The sequence below is a fragment of the Pseudomonas borbori genome (assembly GCF_900115555.1).
Taxonomy (GTDB): domain Bacteria; phylum Pseudomonadota; class Gammaproteobacteria; order Pseudomonadales; family Pseudomonadaceae; genus Aquipseudomonas; species Aquipseudomonas borbori.
In genome coordinates this window covers 191,384-206,247 of record NZ_FOWX01000005.1, presented here as the reverse complement: position 1 = coordinate 206,247, position 14,864 = coordinate 191,384, and the positions used below count along the sequence as shown (strand labels likewise).

The window sequence follows — 14,864 nt, the reverse complement described above, 5'->3', positions numbered from 1 at the left end:
GCCTGGTCGGACCTTCAGGCATGCCCGCGCTAACGGTTAAGTACTTAACGCCCTGGTTACCGGGCATAATGACCGCCATCAGCCGTTTTTCGGCGGCCGGCCCTTCTCTCTTGTGCACGGAAGCCAATGCTTGCCACCAGCCTCGCCATCATCGCTGCGCTACTGAGCGTTTCGCCGACACTGCTGCTGTCGCGGCGCCTGCGCCGAGCAAAACAGCAGCTGGCCCAACATCAGGCCTTGCTCGACGCCCGCCCCGAAGGGTTGTTGCTGGTGGACCGCGACGGTCATATCAGCGTGCATAACGCGGCGGCGGCACGGCTGCTGGACCACCCCGCCGCAACGCTGCTGGGCACGCCGCTGCAGCGTTGGTTGCCGCCAGCCGGCGAGCACGCCGCCACGCCGGCGCGCCAACCCATTCCGGCGGATGGCAGACAATCGCTGCTGGATATCAGCCGAGTACCCGCGGCCGCTCACGGCCATGCCGTCGTCCTGACCCGGGCGCCAGCCGTGCTGGACGACCCCGTCGAAGATGCCGAACGCTTCAAGCGCAGTCAGTACTTTGCCCGCATTGGCACCTGGGACTGGTCGATCGATAGCGACACGCTGTATTGGTCGGAGGCGATCTACGGCATGTTCGGCTTCAAGCTCGGCGAAGTGACCCCGAGCTATGCACTGTTCTGTGCCTGCGTCCACCCGGATGACCGCGAGCGAGTGCGCGCCGGTGAACTGCGCTGCATCGAAACCGGGCATAACCATGACGAAGAGTATCGGGTGGTCTGGCCTGACGGCAGCATCCACTGGCTGCGCGAGACCGGCAACGTGGTCAAGGACGCCAAGGGCCAACCGATCAGGATGATGGGCGTCGTGCGCGACATCAGCGAAGAGAAAGCATCGGTCAACCAACTGGAGAAAATGGCCCGGCACGACCCGCTGACCGGGCTGCCCAACCGCCTGCTGCTGGAAGAAGCCTTAACCCAGGCACTGGCGCGTGCACGCCGCAACGCAACCCGGGTGGCCCTGGTGTTTATCGACCTCAACGGTTTCAAGCAAATCAACGACAGCTACGGCCATGCCGTTGGCGACCAGGTATTGGTCGGCACGGCGCAGCGCTTGCAGCAGACGCTGCGCGAATCCGACATGGTGGCGCGGCTGGGTGGCGATGAGTTCGTGGTGGTTATCGAGGGTCTGACATTGGGCAGGAGCTTGCACGACGAGGCGCAAATGATCGGTGAGAAGATTTTGCAACAGCTGGCCCAGCCGATCGGTCTCGGCGCTGCCAGCCTTCAGGTCGGCGCCAGCCTGGGGATTGCCCTGTATCCGGAGCACGGGCCGAACATCGACAGCCTCATCCACATCGCCGACCAGGCGATGTATGCGGCCAAGCGCCACGGCAACAATCAATATTGTCTGGGTATGACGAACCCCGGCGAAGCAAGCCCGGCCTGCCCAACGCCGAGCCTGTGAGAATATCGTGCACCCTCAGCAGCGGGCGCCTGGCGGCGGTCACAGCAGGCGGTTTTTTCACCATCCGCCAGCCCTGAGGCAGGAGCGGGATGACAACCGGCATGAACTGCCTCCGCGCGCCACTCCCGTACGCAACCTGCTGGAAATCACTGCTCCTGTACTCACGGCAGGCGTCTGTGCGCTGACGCGCCGCGCTACCTGGGCGGCTCGAGCACCGGCGTTTACGCGTGCCGCAGTGCTACTTGCCCATTACCGTACGCAGGCAGTAGGCGTATGGTGGAAGTCACATCCCCTCGTGGAGAAGTCGCTATGTTCAAGGTAATGCGCAACGGCGAGAACCGCATCGATGTCGAATTTTCCGGCAAGCTCGACAGCGTAGAAATGCGCGTCGCCCTGGATGAACTGAGCCAGCAATCCGAAGGCATCGAGCACGGTCTGATGATGTATCGGATTGGTGACTTTTCGCTGCCGACCCTGGGCGCGGTGGCCGTCGAGTTGTCGCGTATTCCGCAACTGTTCCGCTTTATCCGGCGCTTCGAGCGCATGGCGGTGGTGGCCGACAAGGAATGGGTGAGGAAAGCCAGCGAGCTCGAGGGCGTGCTGATTCCCGGCCTGAAGATCAAGGCATTCGACTCGATTCAGGAAGCGCAAGCCGAGGCCTGGTTGCAGAGCCAGTGACGCCTCAGCCCTGCAATGGCGGAACACTGAAGCGCTGTCGATCGGCCGTGCACAGGTGGTCGACCAGCGCCCTGCGCAGCGGCCGATTGCTGGCGCGCCCTAGTGCGGCGTGCCGAACACCTGGGTCCAGTAGATGGCCGCATCACTCTGCGGATTCACTGCATAGGCCGCGCCCATCTCGGTGAAGCCCGGGTTCATGATGTTGAAGCAGTGCGACGGGCTGGCCAGCCAGCCGGCGACTGTCTGCTTCGCCGAGCCCTGCCCGGCGGCGATGTTTTCGCCGATCAGTTGCCAGTCATAGCCATCGAGCATGGCGCGAGTTCCCGCCTGGCTGCCATCCCTTGCGCGGTGGCTGAAGTAGTTGTGCGTGGCCATGTCGCGGCTGTGTGCCAGGGCGCTTTGGCCGAGTTGCTCGCTCCAGCGCAACGGCGCTGCCGGCTCGAGTGCCTGAGCGCCGCAGCGCTGCGGTTTGCCGCGAGCGGCATTGACCAATTGCAGGATTTCCTGGCCTGCCGCCTGCCAGTCCGGCATGCCCGCGGGCAGTAGCGGCCGGGCCAGGATCACCTGCCAGGTGTTGGCGGTGCGCTGCACCCCGATTTCGCTGTATTGCACATCCAGCAGCATGGCGCAGTAGCGCTGCTTGAGCGCTTGGAAGGCAGCGTCCAGCTCGCTCGGTCCGGACAAGGTGAGCACCCGTGCCGTGGCCGGCTGATAGCCGACCTGCTGCAAGGCGTCCTGCAATTGCACGCTGGGCGCCAGTTGCACGCGGGCCAGGCGCTCGTCGGCAAGCAGCGGGCCGGCGACCTCGGTTGACTGGCCGGCGCAGCTGCGTGGCGATTCGCGGTACTGGTTGATCAGCGCGATGAGCTGCTGGCTGTCGCTGGCGGATGCCGATACGCCACCGAACAGCACGACTAGCGCCAGTACGAGCAACGCCCAGCGGCTCAGGCGCTGGCGACAGGTTGAATGTGCAGTATGGGGCATGGTTCGGTTCATCCGCGTCATGGGGCTTGATCGCCAGGCTGGGCTGCCGCTGGACAGCGGAGAATATCAGTACCTCACCCAACTCGGTTGCAACACAATCCGCCAAACGCAAAGCAGGGTGCAACGTGCAGCACCATTCGCGCCGCGACCCATGACCGGCGCCGCGGCGTCGTTCTGCGCAACGACTAGCGCCTCCGCGCAGCCGCCGGCTAACCCAGCTGATCGACCATGACCGCGTTGGTATAGACCAAACTGCCATCACTCGCCCGATGCCCGACCAGATGAAATTGGCCGCGCTCGTCCGCATCCAGATAGACACGCCACTGGCAATCGGACAAAGGGCCGCATTCCTCCGGCGTACTCAACTCCATCGTGGAGACATCGGCATCGACCATGGTTTCTGCCTCGTGGGTCTTCTGCAAGCGCTCTTCAGCCTGCTCCAGACGCAAATGATCGGGCTCGCTGACATGAAACTGGAACTGGCCTATCGGCGTGGACTTGGTGGCGCCGCTGGCTTTGCACCAGCCTTCAATAGTCAAGGTATTCATGACAAGACCTCCTGAAGTGGATGTCCGTATTCTCTATTCGCTCCCGTACGAATTTTAGACGATCCACGCCAACGGAAGTTGTCCACGGTCCCGACAACGACTGCAGCGGGCCATACCCTGGCCCCGAGTTATTGTTTCGCTGACACCGGCTCGTGCACCGGGCTGCCAGTGGTGCGCACAGCGCACCCTACACAGGCCAGGCGTTGCCGCTTGAGCAACGATTATTGCGCGACAGGACACCAGGATGCTGCGCTGCCCCAGCCGCAAAAGCCGCTATTTGACCAGCAGCACAGGCACCGGCACCCCGTGCACCACCCGGCTGGCCACCGAGCCCATCACCAGGTTGCCCAAGCTGCTCATCCCACGGGTGCCCATGACCACGGTGTCGCAGCCGTACTTCGCGGCGGCCTGGGTCACCTCGGTCACCACCTCGCCCAGCACCTCATGGGACTGGCAGCGGATCTTGGCCGCCCCGAGCAACGCCACAGCCTCGGCATTGATCGCCCCCGCATGCTCCAGGGCCGCAGCATTGAACTGCTCGATCATGCTCGCCGAGCCGTAGTTGCCAAAGAAGGTCGGTTCGGTCTGCACGTTGATCACATGCACCGACAGGTTCGGATTGCTCCGAGCGGAATCCACCAGGTATTGAATTGCCCGCTTGGCGCTGGGCGAGCCGTCGAATGGAACCAGTACATTATGCATAGCGTTCTCCCTGCCGATGATGATGGCCGTGTGGTGACCGTCACAAGCATAGTTGCAGATACTCGCCAGCCCCATTGACCTGCATCAAAGCTCGCGAGCAATCACCCCGGTCAGCCGCCCAGGGCAATGGTCGCGGCGACCAGGGCAACGAGCGGCGCGGCGATCCACGGACGACCGGCTCCGACCAAACGATCGCAGCTCAGACCGATGCGAAACAGCGTGCTCAGTTTTCAATGTTGGCCCCGTAAACGACTTGCCACCAGTGCGCCCGAGGGGCTGCACCAGCGACGCTGGCCCTGCCCGGTCCAGCGTTTTAATAGCGGCCTGATTGCGGTAGGCTCTGCAGCTTATTTGAAAAGGAGTAATCCCCCATGGCCAAAGCCACTGCCCGTCACATCCTGGTTGCATCCGAAGCCAAGTGCCTCGAACTGAAAGCCGCTATCGAAGGCGGTGCCGACTTCGCCCAGGTTGCCAAAGACAATTCCACCTGCCCGTCCAGCCGCAGCGGCGGCGACCTCGGTTCGTTCGGCCCGGGCCAGATGGTCAAGGAATTCGACACCGTGGTGTTCAGCGCCCCGCTCAATGTGGTGCAAGGTCCGGTGAAAACCCAGTTCGGTTACCACCTGCTCGAAGTCACCAGCCGCCAGGACTGACTGCCTGGAGCGTACCTGGGCCAGGCACAGGTACGCTCAACCTCCTCTGCGCTGCAGAGCCCGATTGCAGGTTGCTGCCGAGGAGCGAAGCCCAACAGGATCGCGGATTGCCATTAGCCATCGAGCTTGGCCTTACCGATCACATCGTCCGCCCAACTCAACGCCGCCACCACGGTCGGGAAACCGATAGTGCTGGTAAGCGAAAGCAGCGCATGGTGGATCTGCTCTGCGCTGGCGCCCGCTTCCAGCGCCCGGCGGACATGGCTGTGCACTGCGCCCTCGGAACGGATGGCCGCCGCGGCGCCCAGTTGCACCAGTTGAATGGCCTGTTGCTCCAGCGGGCCAGCATTGCGTACGGCCTTGCCCAGCGCCTCCACGGCATCGAAATAATCCGGGTGCTGCCTTCTCAAGCGCTGATAGGTCTCGAGCTCTGTTTTATTTTCCATGCGGATTTCCTCATGTTGGACCTGCACCCGAATTTGCCCTTCGGCTCAGGCTGGGGCGGCTTATCTCAGGGTAGCCCCTTGAGGCAAAAGATGACGGGTTACGGCCGGACGGCCGGTCCGGCAAGATCCTGGAGTAGGCGGAACCCTGAGGTAACCGGGTATCAACAGATGGCAAGCAGGCCAAGCCAGGTATTTCGCATACCGACAACCTCGCTAGAATATGCCCCTGATCGACTCGACCGCCCACACAAGGATCACCTCGAGCATGACCTCCGCCACCGCTCCGAGCCTCGACGAACTGCTCGGCCGCGCCGGCCCGATTATCGCCGAGCGCGGCCTCGACTACTTCAAGGAAGGTCTGGTCAGCGCCCTGGAGGTCGGCCCCAGCAGCGTCCAGGCATGGGTAAAGGGCAGTGAGCGCTATCAGGTCCAGCTAAGCAAATCGGCCGAGCGCCTCGACTTCCGCTGCACCTGCCGCCACGCGGCGGACGGCAACTTCTGCAAGCATGTGGTCGCCGTCGGTCTGGCCTGGCTCGAGGCGCTGGAACCGGGCCAGGCCGAGGCTGACACAGATCCCGACCTGGAAATCCGCGACTGGCTGAACCGACAACCGCAGGCGGAACTGGCCAGCCTGCTGTTCGACATCGCGATGCGCGATAACGCTCTGCATCGCAGCCTGCGGCTCAAGATCGACCTCGGCAAACGCAGCAACGGCACAAGTGACGGCGCCACGGACTGGTACCGTGCCATCGACGAAGCGACCACAGTCGAGGAATTTCTCGATTGGCGGCAGGCCTCAAGTCTTGGCGATGACCTGCTGACGCTGACCGATGCCCTCGAAGAGCTGCTGAGCCCCGAGAGCGCGGCCTTGCTTATCGAACTGAGCGAATATGCCATTCCCCGCGTCGAACAGGCTCGAGAGCAGGTCGAGGAGTCTTGCGAGGAACTGGAACAGGCGCTGCAGCGCCTCACGCATCTTCATCTGCACGCCTGCAACCTGATCAACCCCGACCCTGTCGAGCTCGCCGAACGCCTGTTTCAGCTGGAAATGGATGAAAACCTCGACAGCTTCTACAACTGCGCCAGGCAGTATCGGGAGGTGCTCGGCGACAGTGGCCTGGAGCATTTCCGCCGCCTGGCCCAGGCCGAATGGCGCCGGGTGCCGACACTGACCGCCACGGATCGGCCGCAGTACGGCGGTAACCGCTCCTGCATCACCCGCATCATGACCACCCTGGCCGAACTCGACGGCGATCTGGATGCCCTGGTCGCCATCAAGGCCCACGACCTGACTGCGGCCCACCACTACCTGAACATCGCCCAGCTCTATGCCGAAGCCGGTAATAGCGATATGGCACGGCACTGGGCCGAGCGTGGCATGGCCGCCTTCCCCCATAGAACCGACAACCGCCTGCGCGATTTCCTGGCGCAGCAGTACCTGCTCTGCGGCCGTGATGAACAGGCCTTGCAATTGACCTGGGTGCAGTTCGACGAAGCGCCCTCACTGAGCAACTACCAGAAGCTGCAAGGCCTGGCGCAACGCCTGCAGCGCGCGTCCGAACAACGCCAGCGCGCCCTGGCGCGGCTGACCGGGGCAACCGAAAACAACCCGCAGTCACAGGCCAACGCACGCTCGCTACGCCTGGCGATTGCCCTGTGGGAGGAAGACCTCGATGCGGCCTGGCTGCTCAGCCAACAGGGCGACCATAGAGTGGAGTTGCTCCACGACCTGGCACTCAAACTGGAAAGCACCCGCCCGATAGACGCCATCGGCCTGTATCGCCGCATGCTCGAGCCGATCATTCAGCAGACCAACAATCAGGCCTATCAAAGAGCCATCGGCCTGATCCGGCGAATGGGCACACTGATGCGCGCTCAACAGCTCGACACCGCCTTCACTGCCGAACTGATCAAGTTGCGCCAGACCTACAAAGCCAAACGCAACTTCATCAAGCTGCTCGATCAGCTGCCGCGTGCCTGAAACCTTGTCCAAGCGGACACCTGCTACGCGCGCCCACCCAACCGCGCGACGTGTGGCGTCACCGGCAGGCGCCCACGCTGGAGCGTGGGCGCCATCGGGGTTTCTTCAGTAACGGAAGAGCAGCATGGCAACACGCGCCCTCAATTGCGGCGATAATCACGATGATTACGCTGGTCGCGATAGCCACGATCATTGCGGTAATACCCGCGAACCTCGCGGACCGGTAAGGCCACATAACGCACCTGGCGTGGCGCGTAACGGTAGCGGTGATGCCGGCTGGGGCGTGGGGCGTAATGCACCACCCGTTGCGGCTGGCGGTAATCATGGCGGTGGCGGTCGTCATGGGAGTTATTCAACGTGGAGACCAGTAGCGCGCCGACGGCAACGCCGGCGATCACAGGGACGACATCGCTTCGCTCGAAAGCGGAAGCACCGCCTGCCGCCACCAGGCATCCGGCCAACAGTACAACCTTGGAAATTCGACTGAGCATAAGTACCTCCGGTATCCAAGGGGACGTATTCCCCTACGTCCATCAAACAACGGTTACGCGTCAGCTGAGGTCAGCCGTGGGTAAGCCAAGGGTAAAACTTCGTCGATCGTGCCCAGGCAATAGCGTGACTCCAGGCGTCACAGACGAGGTCGATCAACGGAATGTGGTCACGGCGAATAGCCGAGTATACTCGCGCCCCACTTCCCCTCGGCAGCCGCGGACCTTCCATGACCAGCACCCACTCGCCTGACCCAACGCTCGCCACCCAGGCTGCCGAAATCGAACCCACCACAGCCGCAACCGACGCGCCGATCCTGGCTAAAAAGGCCGGCCTGCCGGGCTTTGCCTCGCTGTTCTCCGCCGCTGCGGGCGCCTCGGCCAAGAACGCTGGCCAGGCCTGGCAGCGCAAGGGCAACAAGTCCGCTCACGAAAAGAAGATCGGCCCGGCACCGAATGGCACCCGCCGCTCCATGGGCAAGCGCTAACCGCACTGAAGCACCAGGCGTCATCAAGCCAGACGCAGGCGCCCGTACAGCCAGCCGCCGCAGACGTTGATCAGCAGCCCGAGCATGACCAGCAGCGCGCCGAGCACTTGCAGCGGGCCGAGGCGCTCATCGAGCAGCAGCGCCGAGGACGTCAGCCCCACCACCGGCACCAGCAGCGAGAACGGCGCCACCTGGCTGGCCGGGTAGCGCGACAGCAGGCGGCTCCACAGGCCATAGCCGAGAATGGTCGCGCCGAAGGCCAGGTAGATCAGCACCAGGATCGAATCCAGATTGATCCCACGTAGCGCGGCCCCGATCGCCTCGGGCCCTTCCAGCTGCCAGGACAGCGCCAGAAATGGCAGCGGTGGCACCAGGCTGCCCCAGACCACCAGGCCGACCAGGTTCACCTTGCCCAGCTTGCGCGTGACGATATTGCCCAGCGCCCACATCGAGGCCGCGCCAATGGTCAGGAAGAACCCGGCCACGGTCATCAAGCGGTCGCCCTGCAGACCGATCAGCAGCAAGCCCGCCGCCGCCACCAGCAGCCCGAGCAAATTGGTCGCACGCAGGCGTTCGCCGAGAAACAGCGCGGCGAACAACAGGGTGAAGAACGCCTGGGATTGCAGCACCAGCGAGGCCAGGCCCGCCGGCATGCCCACCGACATGGCATAGAACAGGAAGGCGAACTGACCCAGCGAGATGGTCAGGCCGTAGAGCAGCAGCCAGCGCAGCGGGATCTGCGGGCGCCTGATGAACAGGATCGCCGGAAAGGCCGCGAGCATGAACCGCAACGCCCCCAGCAGCATCGGCGGCATGTCATCCAGGCCGACCTTGATCACCACGAAGTTCAGGCCCCAGACGATGATCACGACCAGCGCCAACAGCAAATCCTTGGGCGACATGGCGCGTCCTCATCAGCACGGGTGAGCGGCCATTAGAGCAGCCACGGCAGAGCGCATCCATATACAGTCGCTCGACTAAACAGCCACACAGTCAGCCGCGCCCTCCTGCGCGGAACCGGCGGCAGCAATCCCCGCAAACGGCATTCAGCAACGGCCCGCCCTCTGCTAACCTGCGCGGCCCTTAACCTGCGAGCCTCTGCGCCGTGGTCTGCCTTATGAGTCTGTCCGATTTCCTCCTGTTCGCCCTCCCGGCGGTGTTCCTCACCGGGCTCTCCAAAGGTGGCTTCGGTGGCGCCCTGGGCGGTATCGCGGTGCCGCTGCTGGCGTTGGCCAGCACGCCGAAGCAGGCGGCGGCGGTGATGCTGCCAATTCTCTGCCTGGCCGATGTGGTGGGACTCAAGGCCTATTTCGGCAAGTGGGATCTGGCCAACCTGAAAGTGATGATGCCCGGCGCGCTGATCGGCATCGGTATCGGTTCGCTGACCTTCGAGCTGCTCAATGAAAGCCTGATCGGCTTGCTGATCGGGGTGATCGCCGTGTCCTTCGTACTGCTGGGCCTGATTAACAGCAGCCAGACGCCGCGCCCGCTGCACCAGGGCCGCGGTACCCTGCTCTCGGCCCTGGCCGGCTTCACCAGCTTTGTCGCCCACGCCGGCGGCCCACCGGTGATGATGCACCTGCTGCCGCAACAGCTCGACAAGGTGCGCTACGTCGCCACCATCAATATGTTCTTCCTGCTCACCAACGCCCTGAAACTGATCCCCTACGCGGCCCTGGGCCAGTTCAGCGAGGAGAATCTGCTGCTCAGCCTGATGCTGGCACCGATCGTACCGCTGGGTGTGTGGAGCGGCCTGTGGCTGCAATCGCGGGTCAATCACGGCTGGTTCTACCGCATCGCCCGCCTGGGCATGTTGCTGGCGGGCGTCCAACTGATCTGGCAGAACCTGTAGGAGCCGGCTGGCGAATGCCTGACGACTCTGTTATTCAGGCGGGCAAACCCAACAGGAGACCAGCAATGAGCCGAGCGGAGTTTCACCAGCAACGCGCTGAGCAGGCGAGCATCGAGGCCAGACGTCTGCTGGCCGAACGGGAGACCCTCGGGGCGCGCTGGCTGCCTTGGGTGGCGAGCGAGCTCTACCGCCTGAGCCCGGCCGCATACGCCGCCATGGTGCGCCGCGAGCTGGAGCGCCTGACGGCGCAGTAATGCCTTCAGGGCTCCTGCAGCCCGAGCTCCCGGCGCAATTGGCGGGCGCTGAGCATTTTGGCCGAGATGCCGCTGCCGTAGTCGAACTGCTTGGCGCTGCTCAGCGGCCCGACGATCACCGGGTCGAACCCGGCGTCGTTGACCAGCCTGGCGGCCACCTGCAACGCCGCGCTGTCGTCGCCGGCCAGCGGGATGGCAAGCTTCTCCCCACTCCGATGGGCCTGACTGCGCAAACTGAAGGCGGCGATGGCATTGAACGCGCGCACCAGCCGCGCACCCGGCAGATAGCCCTGGGACGCGAGCCCGGCGCCGAGCCTGCGCGCCTCTTGCGCCATGGCGCCGTCGCGCGCGGGGATCGGGTTGCCGGCATCGAGCACCACCTTGCCGGCCAAGGCTTGCGCATGATCGCGAGCGATCTGCGGCATGGCGCCGTAAGGCACGGCGAGCAGCACCACCTCGCCGAAGGCCGCGGCTTCCTGCGGCGTACCGACCCGCGCCCTGGGGCCGAGCTCATCGGCCAATGGCTGCAAGCGCTCAGGGTACCGCGAGGAGATCAGCACCTCATGCCCAGCCTCCACCCACAGACGCGCCAAGGCACCACCGATGTTGCCGGTGCCGATGATGCCGATCCTCGATACCTCCTGCGCGTCCTCGGCATGCAGCGGGTTGCCCGCCAGCAGCAGACTGATGCCCAACAGGCAGGTGGCAAGCCACTGGGTAGGTGTTTTCATCGCCTCCTCCTCGTGCATGGCGAGGCAGCCAATATTGGCTGCCCACACAATCTGGAGAAAGGATAGAAAAGTACTTGGGATACGCACATCGCGAGTCAGTGCCTGAGCCGACGAGTGGCGGCCTTGACTGGCTGCTGGGTATTTGCCGTTAAATGCCGGCAATCGCTGCCAGTTGGCAGCGACGATCACCCGCCTGTATTGAAGCTCCCATCTTGCCCCGACCGCCTGGAGTCGCTCTCGCGAGGGCGTTTGATGTTTTCACACCTCGGCGCGTGCCTGCTCCATAGGGTGCGCCGTGGGCACCGCTGGCAGAACGCGATTTATCCGCAGGACGGCGCCGATTCAGCAGATTGGGTTGAGCGGTTGTGCAAAGCTCCCGCCTGCTGCGGGCCCCGCCCCGCTGCCGACGTTGTGCTAGGCGAGGAACCTGCCTTCGATATTCGCGCAACCCCCGAACAGCTACTTCACCAGCAACACCGGCACCGACACCTCATGAATCACCCGTGTGGCCACCGAGCCCAGCAGCATGCCGGTGAAGCTGCCCAGGCCGCGCGTCCCCATCACCACCGTATCGCACTGCAGTTGTTTGGCGGCGATGGCTATCTGCTCTGCCACATTGCCGAACGCGGTATGTTTCTCATGGGCAATTTCCGCCGTTTGCAATTGCTCGGCCGGCCATTGGAGCGCCTCAATGGCCGCCACCTCCAGGGAGTGGCGCATATTGCTGATCATTTCATCATTTACATATTCGCCGTAGAGCGCGGGTTCATGCTGCACGTTGAGCAGGTGCACCTCCAGCGTTGCAGCATGCATGCGGACGAAGTCGAGTACGTACTGCAGGGCACGTTTCGAGCTGTCCGAACCATCGAATGCAAGCAGTATCTTGCGCATGACAAGTCTCCTTTTCCGCCTCATTTACAAGCATAGACCGGTGCTGCCTGATACAGGTTCAGGGCATGATCGGCGCTGAGCCACTCGAGCGGTTATTTCACCAGCAGCACCGGCACCGACACTTCATGGATCACCCGCGTGGCCACCGAGCCCAGCAGCATGCCGGTGAAACTGCCCAGACCGCGCGTGCCCATCACCACAGTGTCACAACCCAGTCGATCGGCGAATTCGCTCACCTGAGCCGCCACGTTGCCTAGCGCGGTATGCGCCTTGTAGCCGATACCGGCGGCCTTCAGTTGATCGGCCGGCCACTCGAGAGCCTGGGCTGCGCTCGCCAGTAGTGACTGCTGCAGTTGATCGATGATCTCGCCAGTCACGTACTCGCCATACAGCACCGGCTCATGCTGCACATTGAGCAGATGCACCTCCAGCGTCGCGGCGTGATCACGGGCGAAGTCGATGACGTATTGCAACGCACGCTTCGAACTGTCCGAACCATCGAATGCAACCAATACCTTGCGCATAACCTGCCTCCTCAAAATGGTCCACGACAAGCATAGACCAGGGCATCGGCTCATCCGTTGCGCCAGGACAAGTTGTCAGCGCCCGAGCCCTCCGACAGCTACCCGCTAACGCTGGCGAAGGGGCCATGGCCAATCAAAGGGTGCCAGGCGCAGGCGGAGCGATTAAAATCGCTTGTCTAACTCCGTAGTCCGGTTTCCTGCTGACTGCCGCCCATCTGCTGGGTGGGGTAGCGTACGGCCGGCCACTCATCCACCCGCACAGACCAAGAGAATCCGCATGGGCGCACAATGGAAAGCCAAACCTAAAGAAGCCGCCGCCAACGCCAGAGGCAAGATCTTCGGCCGGTTGGTGAAAGAAATCATGATCGCCGCGCGTAACGGCGCCGACCCGGACATGAACCCCAAGCTGCGCCTGGCCGTGCATCAGGCGAAAAAAGCCTCGATGCCCAAGGACACCCTGGAGCGGGCGATCAAGAAAGGTGCGGGCCTGAGTGGGGAAACCGTCAACTTCGAGCGCACCACCTATGAAGGCTTCGCCCCGCATCAGGTGCCGGTGATCGTCGAATGCCTGACCGATAACATCAATCGCACCGTGGCCGAGATCCGCGTGCTGTTCCGCAAGGGCCAGATGGGCGCTTCCGGCTCGGTCACCTGGGACTTCGACCACGTCGGCCTGATCGAAGCCTCCAGCGACAGCGGCGCCGACCCGGAACTGGCCGCCATCGAAGCCGGCGCCCAGGATTTCGAGCCGTCCGATGAGGGCAATACCCTGTTCATTACCGAACTGACCGATCTCGACGCCGTGTGCCGCGCCCTGCCCGACCAGGGTTTCACGGTCAACTCGGCCAACCTCGGCTATCGCCCGAAGAACCCGGTTACCAGCCTGACGGATGCCGAACTGGAGGAAGTCGAAGCCTTCCTCGAGGCCATCGACAGCCATGACGATGTGCAGAACGTCTACGTCGGCCTGGCCGGCTAACCTCAGTCGCAGGGCTTAGAACCTGTCTGCGTAGCATACCGCCGAGCTGGGTTCGGCTCGGCGGTCCAGCTCCTCTTCGAGAAATTCGGCCAGCACCTGGGCGTTGTTCAACTGCTGCTCGCGTGCGGCGAACAGCAGGGTCAGAGTGCCTTTCCCGGCGCTCTCCAGCAGCCCTTGCCAGTACTCCGGATGGCCGGCCAGTTCGCGCCGGTAGAGTTGGCGAAACTCGGCGAAGCGCTCGGGCGCATGATTAAACTGGCGGCGCAGCTCGGCGGAGGGCGCCACCTCGCGCAGCCAGGCGTCCAGTTGCAAGGTTGCCTTGCTGCACCCGCGCGGCCAGAGCCGGTCGACTAATACCCGCCGGCCATCGGTTGCGGCCGGCTCGTCATATACCCGTTTGCACTGAATCATCGTTCTGCGCCCTTGTGGTTGCCCTATGGTTGAGCGCTGGTGAAAAACTCTCGCCCACTGCGCTCGATTTTTTCACCAGCCCTGCGTACCGTGGCCGCTCTTGCCAGGAGAACCTCGATGCACCCCAGTCGTATTCTATTGTTTGCCCTGTTGCCGCTATTTGCCAGTTGCCAGCTGTTCAGCGAAAAACCCCAGGCCGATTCGATGCAGCATAACCGCCTGCAAGGCGAGCTGAGCCTGGATGCCGGGCAACTGCTGCTGCGTCCCTGCCAGGAGCAGCGCCGTCTGGTCATCGCCAATGACGGCGCGACCGGGATCATGCGCGACGCGGCCGACCTGCTGGCCGACGGCCCCGGCCCGCTGTTTGCCGATCTGCGCGGCCAGTTGGCGGCCAGCCAGCGCGCCGGCGTCGATGGCCAATTGACGCTCAGCCGGGTGTACCGCCTGCAACGCGAAGGCCAGGGCTGCGATGACGCCAACTTCAAGCGCACCATCCTCCGTGCCAGCGGCCAGGAGCCAAGCTGGAGCCTGGTGGTCGGCAGCCAGGGGCTGGTTCTCAACTGCGCGGGCCAGGCGCCACTGGCCTTGCCCTATCTGGAAGAACAGCTGCCGGAAGGCCGCCTCAACCTGAGCAGTGAAGCCAACGGCCAGCGTCTGGTGCTGTGGGTCGCGCCGCAGCGCTGCGTCGACAGCATGAGCGGCGCGTTGCAGCACCTGTCAGCCGAACTGCGCCTGAACGGCGAAGTGCTGCGCGGCTGCGCCTACTTCGGCGGCGCGCGCGACGATTGAG

At 63.7% G+C, this 14,864-nt stretch carries 19 protein-coding genes; 9 read left to right on the top strand and 10 right to left on the bottom strand.

Going from position 1 to position 14,864, the window contains the following annotated elements; all coding sequences use genetic code 11:
- Positions 1-126 precede the first annotated feature (126 nt).
- A complete protein-coding gene (locus tag BM315_RS05715) occupies positions 127-1,464 on the top strand; it encodes a diguanylate cyclase domain-containing protein (protein WP_090498707.1) in 1,338 nt (445 codons plus the stop codon).
- 309 nt (positions 1,465-1,773) lie between these two features.
- Positions 1,774-2,142, top strand: a complete 369-nt coding sequence (locus BM315_RS05710; RefSeq protein ID WP_090498705.1) for a SpoIIAA family protein — start codon at positions 1,774-1,776, stop codon at positions 2,140-2,142.
- A gap of 99 nt (positions 2,143-2,241) precedes the next feature.
- On the opposite strand, the gene BM315_RS05705 is transcribed toward BM315_RS05710, so the two are convergent.
- The 3 genes from BM315_RS05705 to BM315_RS05695 all read right to left on the bottom strand — a co-directional run bounded on the left by BM315_RS05705 (position 2,242) and on the right by BM315_RS05695 (position 4,376).
- Positions 2,242-3,126 (bottom strand): CAP domain-containing protein, encoded by an 885-nt coding sequence (locus BM315_RS05705; protein ID WP_090498703.1) that lies wholly within the window; start codon positions 3,124-3,126, stop codon positions 2,242-2,244.
- Positions 3,127-3,335: 209 nt separating this feature from the next.
- Positions 3,336-3,674, bottom strand: coding sequence for a hypothetical protein (locus BM315_RS05700; protein ID WP_090498701.1), 339 nt, complete (start codon positions 3,672-3,674; stop codon positions 3,336-3,338).
- Between the two features lie 273 nt (positions 3,675-3,947).
- Positions 3,948-4,376, bottom strand: coding sequence for a universal stress protein (locus tag BM315_RS05695; protein ID WP_090498699.1), 429 nt, complete (start codon positions 4,374-4,376; stop codon positions 3,948-3,950).
- A 371-nt stretch (positions 4,377-4,747) separates the two neighbouring features.
- Between BM315_RS05695 and BM315_RS05690 the strand changes: the two genes are divergently transcribed.
- Positions 4,748-5,029 (top strand): peptidylprolyl isomerase, encoded by a 282-nt coding sequence (locus BM315_RS05690; protein WP_090498697.1) that lies wholly within the window; start codon positions 4,748-4,750, stop codon positions 5,027-5,029.
- Positions 5,030-5,142: 113 nt separating this feature from the next.
- On the opposite strand, the gene BM315_RS05685 is transcribed toward BM315_RS05690, so the two are convergent.
- Entirely contained in the window at positions 5,143-5,475 is a 333-nt protein-coding gene (locus BM315_RS05685; RefSeq protein WP_090498695.1) for a carboxymuconolactone decarboxylase family protein, read from the bottom strand.
- Between the two features lie 265 nt (positions 5,476-5,740).
- On the opposite strand from BM315_RS05685, the gene BM315_RS05680 reads away from it, so the two are divergent.
- Entirely contained in the window at positions 5,741-7,456 is a 1,716-nt protein-coding gene (locus BM315_RS05680) for an SWIM zinc finger family protein (protein WP_090498693.1), read from the top strand.
- A gap of 140 nt (positions 7,457-7,596) precedes the next feature.
- Here the strand turns inward: BM315_RS05680 and BM315_RS05675 are convergent, their stop codons facing one another.
- On the bottom strand, positions 7,597-7,947 hold the full coding sequence (locus tag BM315_RS05675; RefSeq protein WP_090498691.1) for a hypothetical protein: 351 nt from the start codon (positions 7,945-7,947) through the stop codon (positions 7,597-7,599).
- 227 nt (positions 7,948-8,174) lie between these two features.
- Here BM315_RS05675 and BM315_RS05670 point away from each other — a divergent pair, with 227 nt between their 5' ends.
- The gene (locus BM315_RS05670) at positions 8,175-8,432 is read left to right on the top strand and encodes a hypothetical protein (protein WP_244527253.1); all 258 of its coding nucleotides are present in this window, start codon (positions 8,175-8,177) and stop codon (positions 8,430-8,432) included.
- Positions 8,433-8,455: 23 nt separating this feature from the next.
- Here the strand turns inward: BM315_RS05670 and BM315_RS05665 are convergent, their stop codons facing one another.
- Entirely contained in the window at positions 8,456-9,334 is an 879-nt protein-coding gene (locus BM315_RS05665) for an EamA family transporter (protein WP_090498689.1), read from the bottom strand.
- Positions 9,335-9,549: 215 nt separating this feature from the next.
- Here BM315_RS05665 and BM315_RS05660 point away from each other — a divergent pair, with 215 nt between their 5' ends.
- Positions 9,550-10,284 carry a sulfite exporter TauE/SafE family protein gene (locus tag BM315_RS05660; protein ID WP_090498687.1) on the top strand — a complete coding sequence of 245 codons (735 nt, stop codon included), beginning with the start codon at positions 9,550-9,552 and terminating at the stop codon, positions 10,282-10,284.
- A 65-nt stretch (positions 10,285-10,349) separates the two neighbouring features.
- Positions 10,350-10,538 carry a hypothetical protein gene (locus BM315_RS05655; protein ID WP_090498685.1) on the top strand — a complete coding sequence of 63 codons (189 nt, stop codon included), beginning with the start codon at positions 10,350-10,352 and terminating at the stop codon, positions 10,536-10,538.
- A gap of 5 nt (positions 10,539-10,543) precedes the next feature.
- On the opposite strand, the gene BM315_RS05650 is transcribed toward BM315_RS05655, so the two are convergent.
- The 3 genes from BM315_RS05650 to BM315_RS05640 form a co-directional block, all read right to left on the bottom strand.
- The gene (locus tag BM315_RS05650) at positions 10,544-11,269 is read right to left on the bottom strand and encodes an NADPH-dependent F420 reductase (protein WP_090498684.1); all 726 of its coding nucleotides are present in this window, start codon (positions 11,267-11,269) and stop codon (positions 10,544-10,546) included.
- A 459-nt stretch (positions 11,270-11,728) separates the two neighbouring features.
- On the bottom strand, positions 11,729-12,160 hold the full coding sequence (locus tag BM315_RS05645) for a universal stress protein (RefSeq protein WP_090498682.1): 432 nt from the start codon (positions 12,158-12,160) through the stop codon (positions 11,729-11,731).
- Between the two features lie 92 nt (positions 12,161-12,252).
- A complete protein-coding gene (locus BM315_RS05640) occupies positions 12,253-12,684 on the bottom strand; it encodes a universal stress protein (protein ID WP_090498680.1) in 432 nt (143 codons plus the stop codon).
- A gap of 277 nt (positions 12,685-12,961) precedes the next feature.
- On the opposite strand from BM315_RS05640, the gene BM315_RS05635 reads away from it, so the two are divergent.
- Positions 12,962-13,663 (top strand): YebC/PmpR family DNA-binding transcriptional regulator, encoded by a 702-nt coding sequence (locus BM315_RS05635; RefSeq protein WP_090498678.1) that lies wholly within the window; start codon positions 12,962-12,964, stop codon positions 13,661-13,663.
- A gap of 15 nt (positions 13,664-13,678) precedes the next feature.
- Here the strand turns inward: BM315_RS05635 and BM315_RS05630 are convergent, their stop codons facing one another.
- Positions 13,679-14,074, bottom strand: a complete 396-nt coding sequence (locus tag BM315_RS05630) for a DUF488 domain-containing protein (RefSeq protein WP_090498676.1) — start codon at positions 14,072-14,074, stop codon at positions 13,679-13,681.
- A 117-nt stretch (positions 14,075-14,191) separates the two neighbouring features.
- Between BM315_RS05630 and BM315_RS05625 the strand changes: the two genes are divergently transcribed.
- Positions 14,192-14,863: a COG3650 family protein gene (locus BM315_RS05625; protein WP_090498674.1), complete on the top strand. Its 672-nt coding sequence runs from the start codon at positions 14,192-14,194 to the stop codon at positions 14,861-14,863.
- The last annotated feature ends 1 nt before the right edge of the window (position 14,864 follow it).

Coding starts and splice junctions, on each gene's coding strand:
- BM315_RS05715 (WP_090498707.1), top strand. CDS start 127: ATGCTTGCCACCAGCCTCGCCATCATCGCTGCGCTACTGAGCGTTTCG.
- BM315_RS05710 (WP_090498705.1), top strand. CDS start 1,774: ATGTTCAAGGTAATGCGCAACGGCGAGAACCGCATCGATGTCGAATTT.
- BM315_RS05705 (WP_090498703.1), bottom strand. CDS start 3,126: ATGCCCCATACTGCACATTCAACCTGTCGCCAGCGCCTGAGCCGCTGG.
- BM315_RS05700 (WP_090498701.1), bottom strand. CDS start 3,674: ATGAATACCTTGACTATTGAAGGCTGGTGCAAAGCCAGCGGCGCCACC.
- BM315_RS05695 (WP_090498699.1), bottom strand. CDS start 4,376: ATGCATAATGTACTGGTTCCATTCGACGGCTCGCCCAGCGCCAAGCGG.
- BM315_RS05690 (WP_090498697.1), top strand. CDS start 4,748: ATGGCCAAAGCCACTGCCCGTCACATCCTGGTTGCATCCGAAGCCAAG.
- BM315_RS05685 (WP_090498695.1), bottom strand. CDS start 5,475: ATGGAAAATAAAACAGAGCTCGAGACCTATCAGCGCTTGAGAAGGCAG.
- BM315_RS05680 (WP_090498693.1), top strand. CDS start 5,741: ATGACCTCCGCCACCGCTCCGAGCCTCGACGAACTGCTCGGCCGCGCC.
- BM315_RS05675 (WP_090498691.1), bottom strand. CDS start 7,947: ATGCTCAGTCGAATTTCCAAGGTTGTACTGTTGGCCGGATGCCTGGTG.
- BM315_RS05670 (WP_244527253.1), top strand. CDS start 8,175: ATGACCAGCACCCACTCGCCTGACCCAACGCTCGCCACCCAGGCTGCC.
- BM315_RS05665 (WP_090498689.1), bottom strand. CDS start 9,334: ATGTCGCCCAAGGATTTGCTGTTGGCGCTGGTCGTGATCATCGTCTGG.
- BM315_RS05660 (WP_090498687.1), top strand. CDS start 9,550: ATGAGTCTGTCCGATTTCCTCCTGTTCGCCCTCCCGGCGGTGTTCCTC.
- BM315_RS05655 (WP_090498685.1), top strand. CDS start 10,350: ATGAGCCGAGCGGAGTTTCACCAGCAACGCGCTGAGCAGGCGAGCATC.
- BM315_RS05650 (WP_090498684.1), bottom strand. CDS start 11,269: ATGAAAACACCTACCCAGTGGCTTGCCACCTGCCTGTTGGGCATCAGT.
- BM315_RS05645 (WP_090498682.1), bottom strand. CDS start 12,160: ATGCGCAAGATACTGCTTGCATTCGATGGTTCGGACAGCTCGAAACGT.
- BM315_RS05640 (WP_090498680.1), bottom strand. CDS start 12,684: ATGCGCAAGGTATTGGTTGCATTCGATGGTTCGGACAGTTCGAAGCGT.
- BM315_RS05635 (WP_090498678.1), top strand. CDS start 12,962: ATGGGCGCACAATGGAAAGCCAAACCTAAAGAAGCCGCCGCCAACGCC.
- BM315_RS05630 (WP_090498676.1), bottom strand. CDS start 14,074: ATGATTCAGTGCAAACGGGTATATGACGAGCCGGCCGCAACCGATGGC.
- BM315_RS05625 (WP_090498674.1), top strand. CDS start 14,192: ATGCACCCCAGTCGTATTCTATTGTTTGCCCTGTTGCCGCTATTTGCC.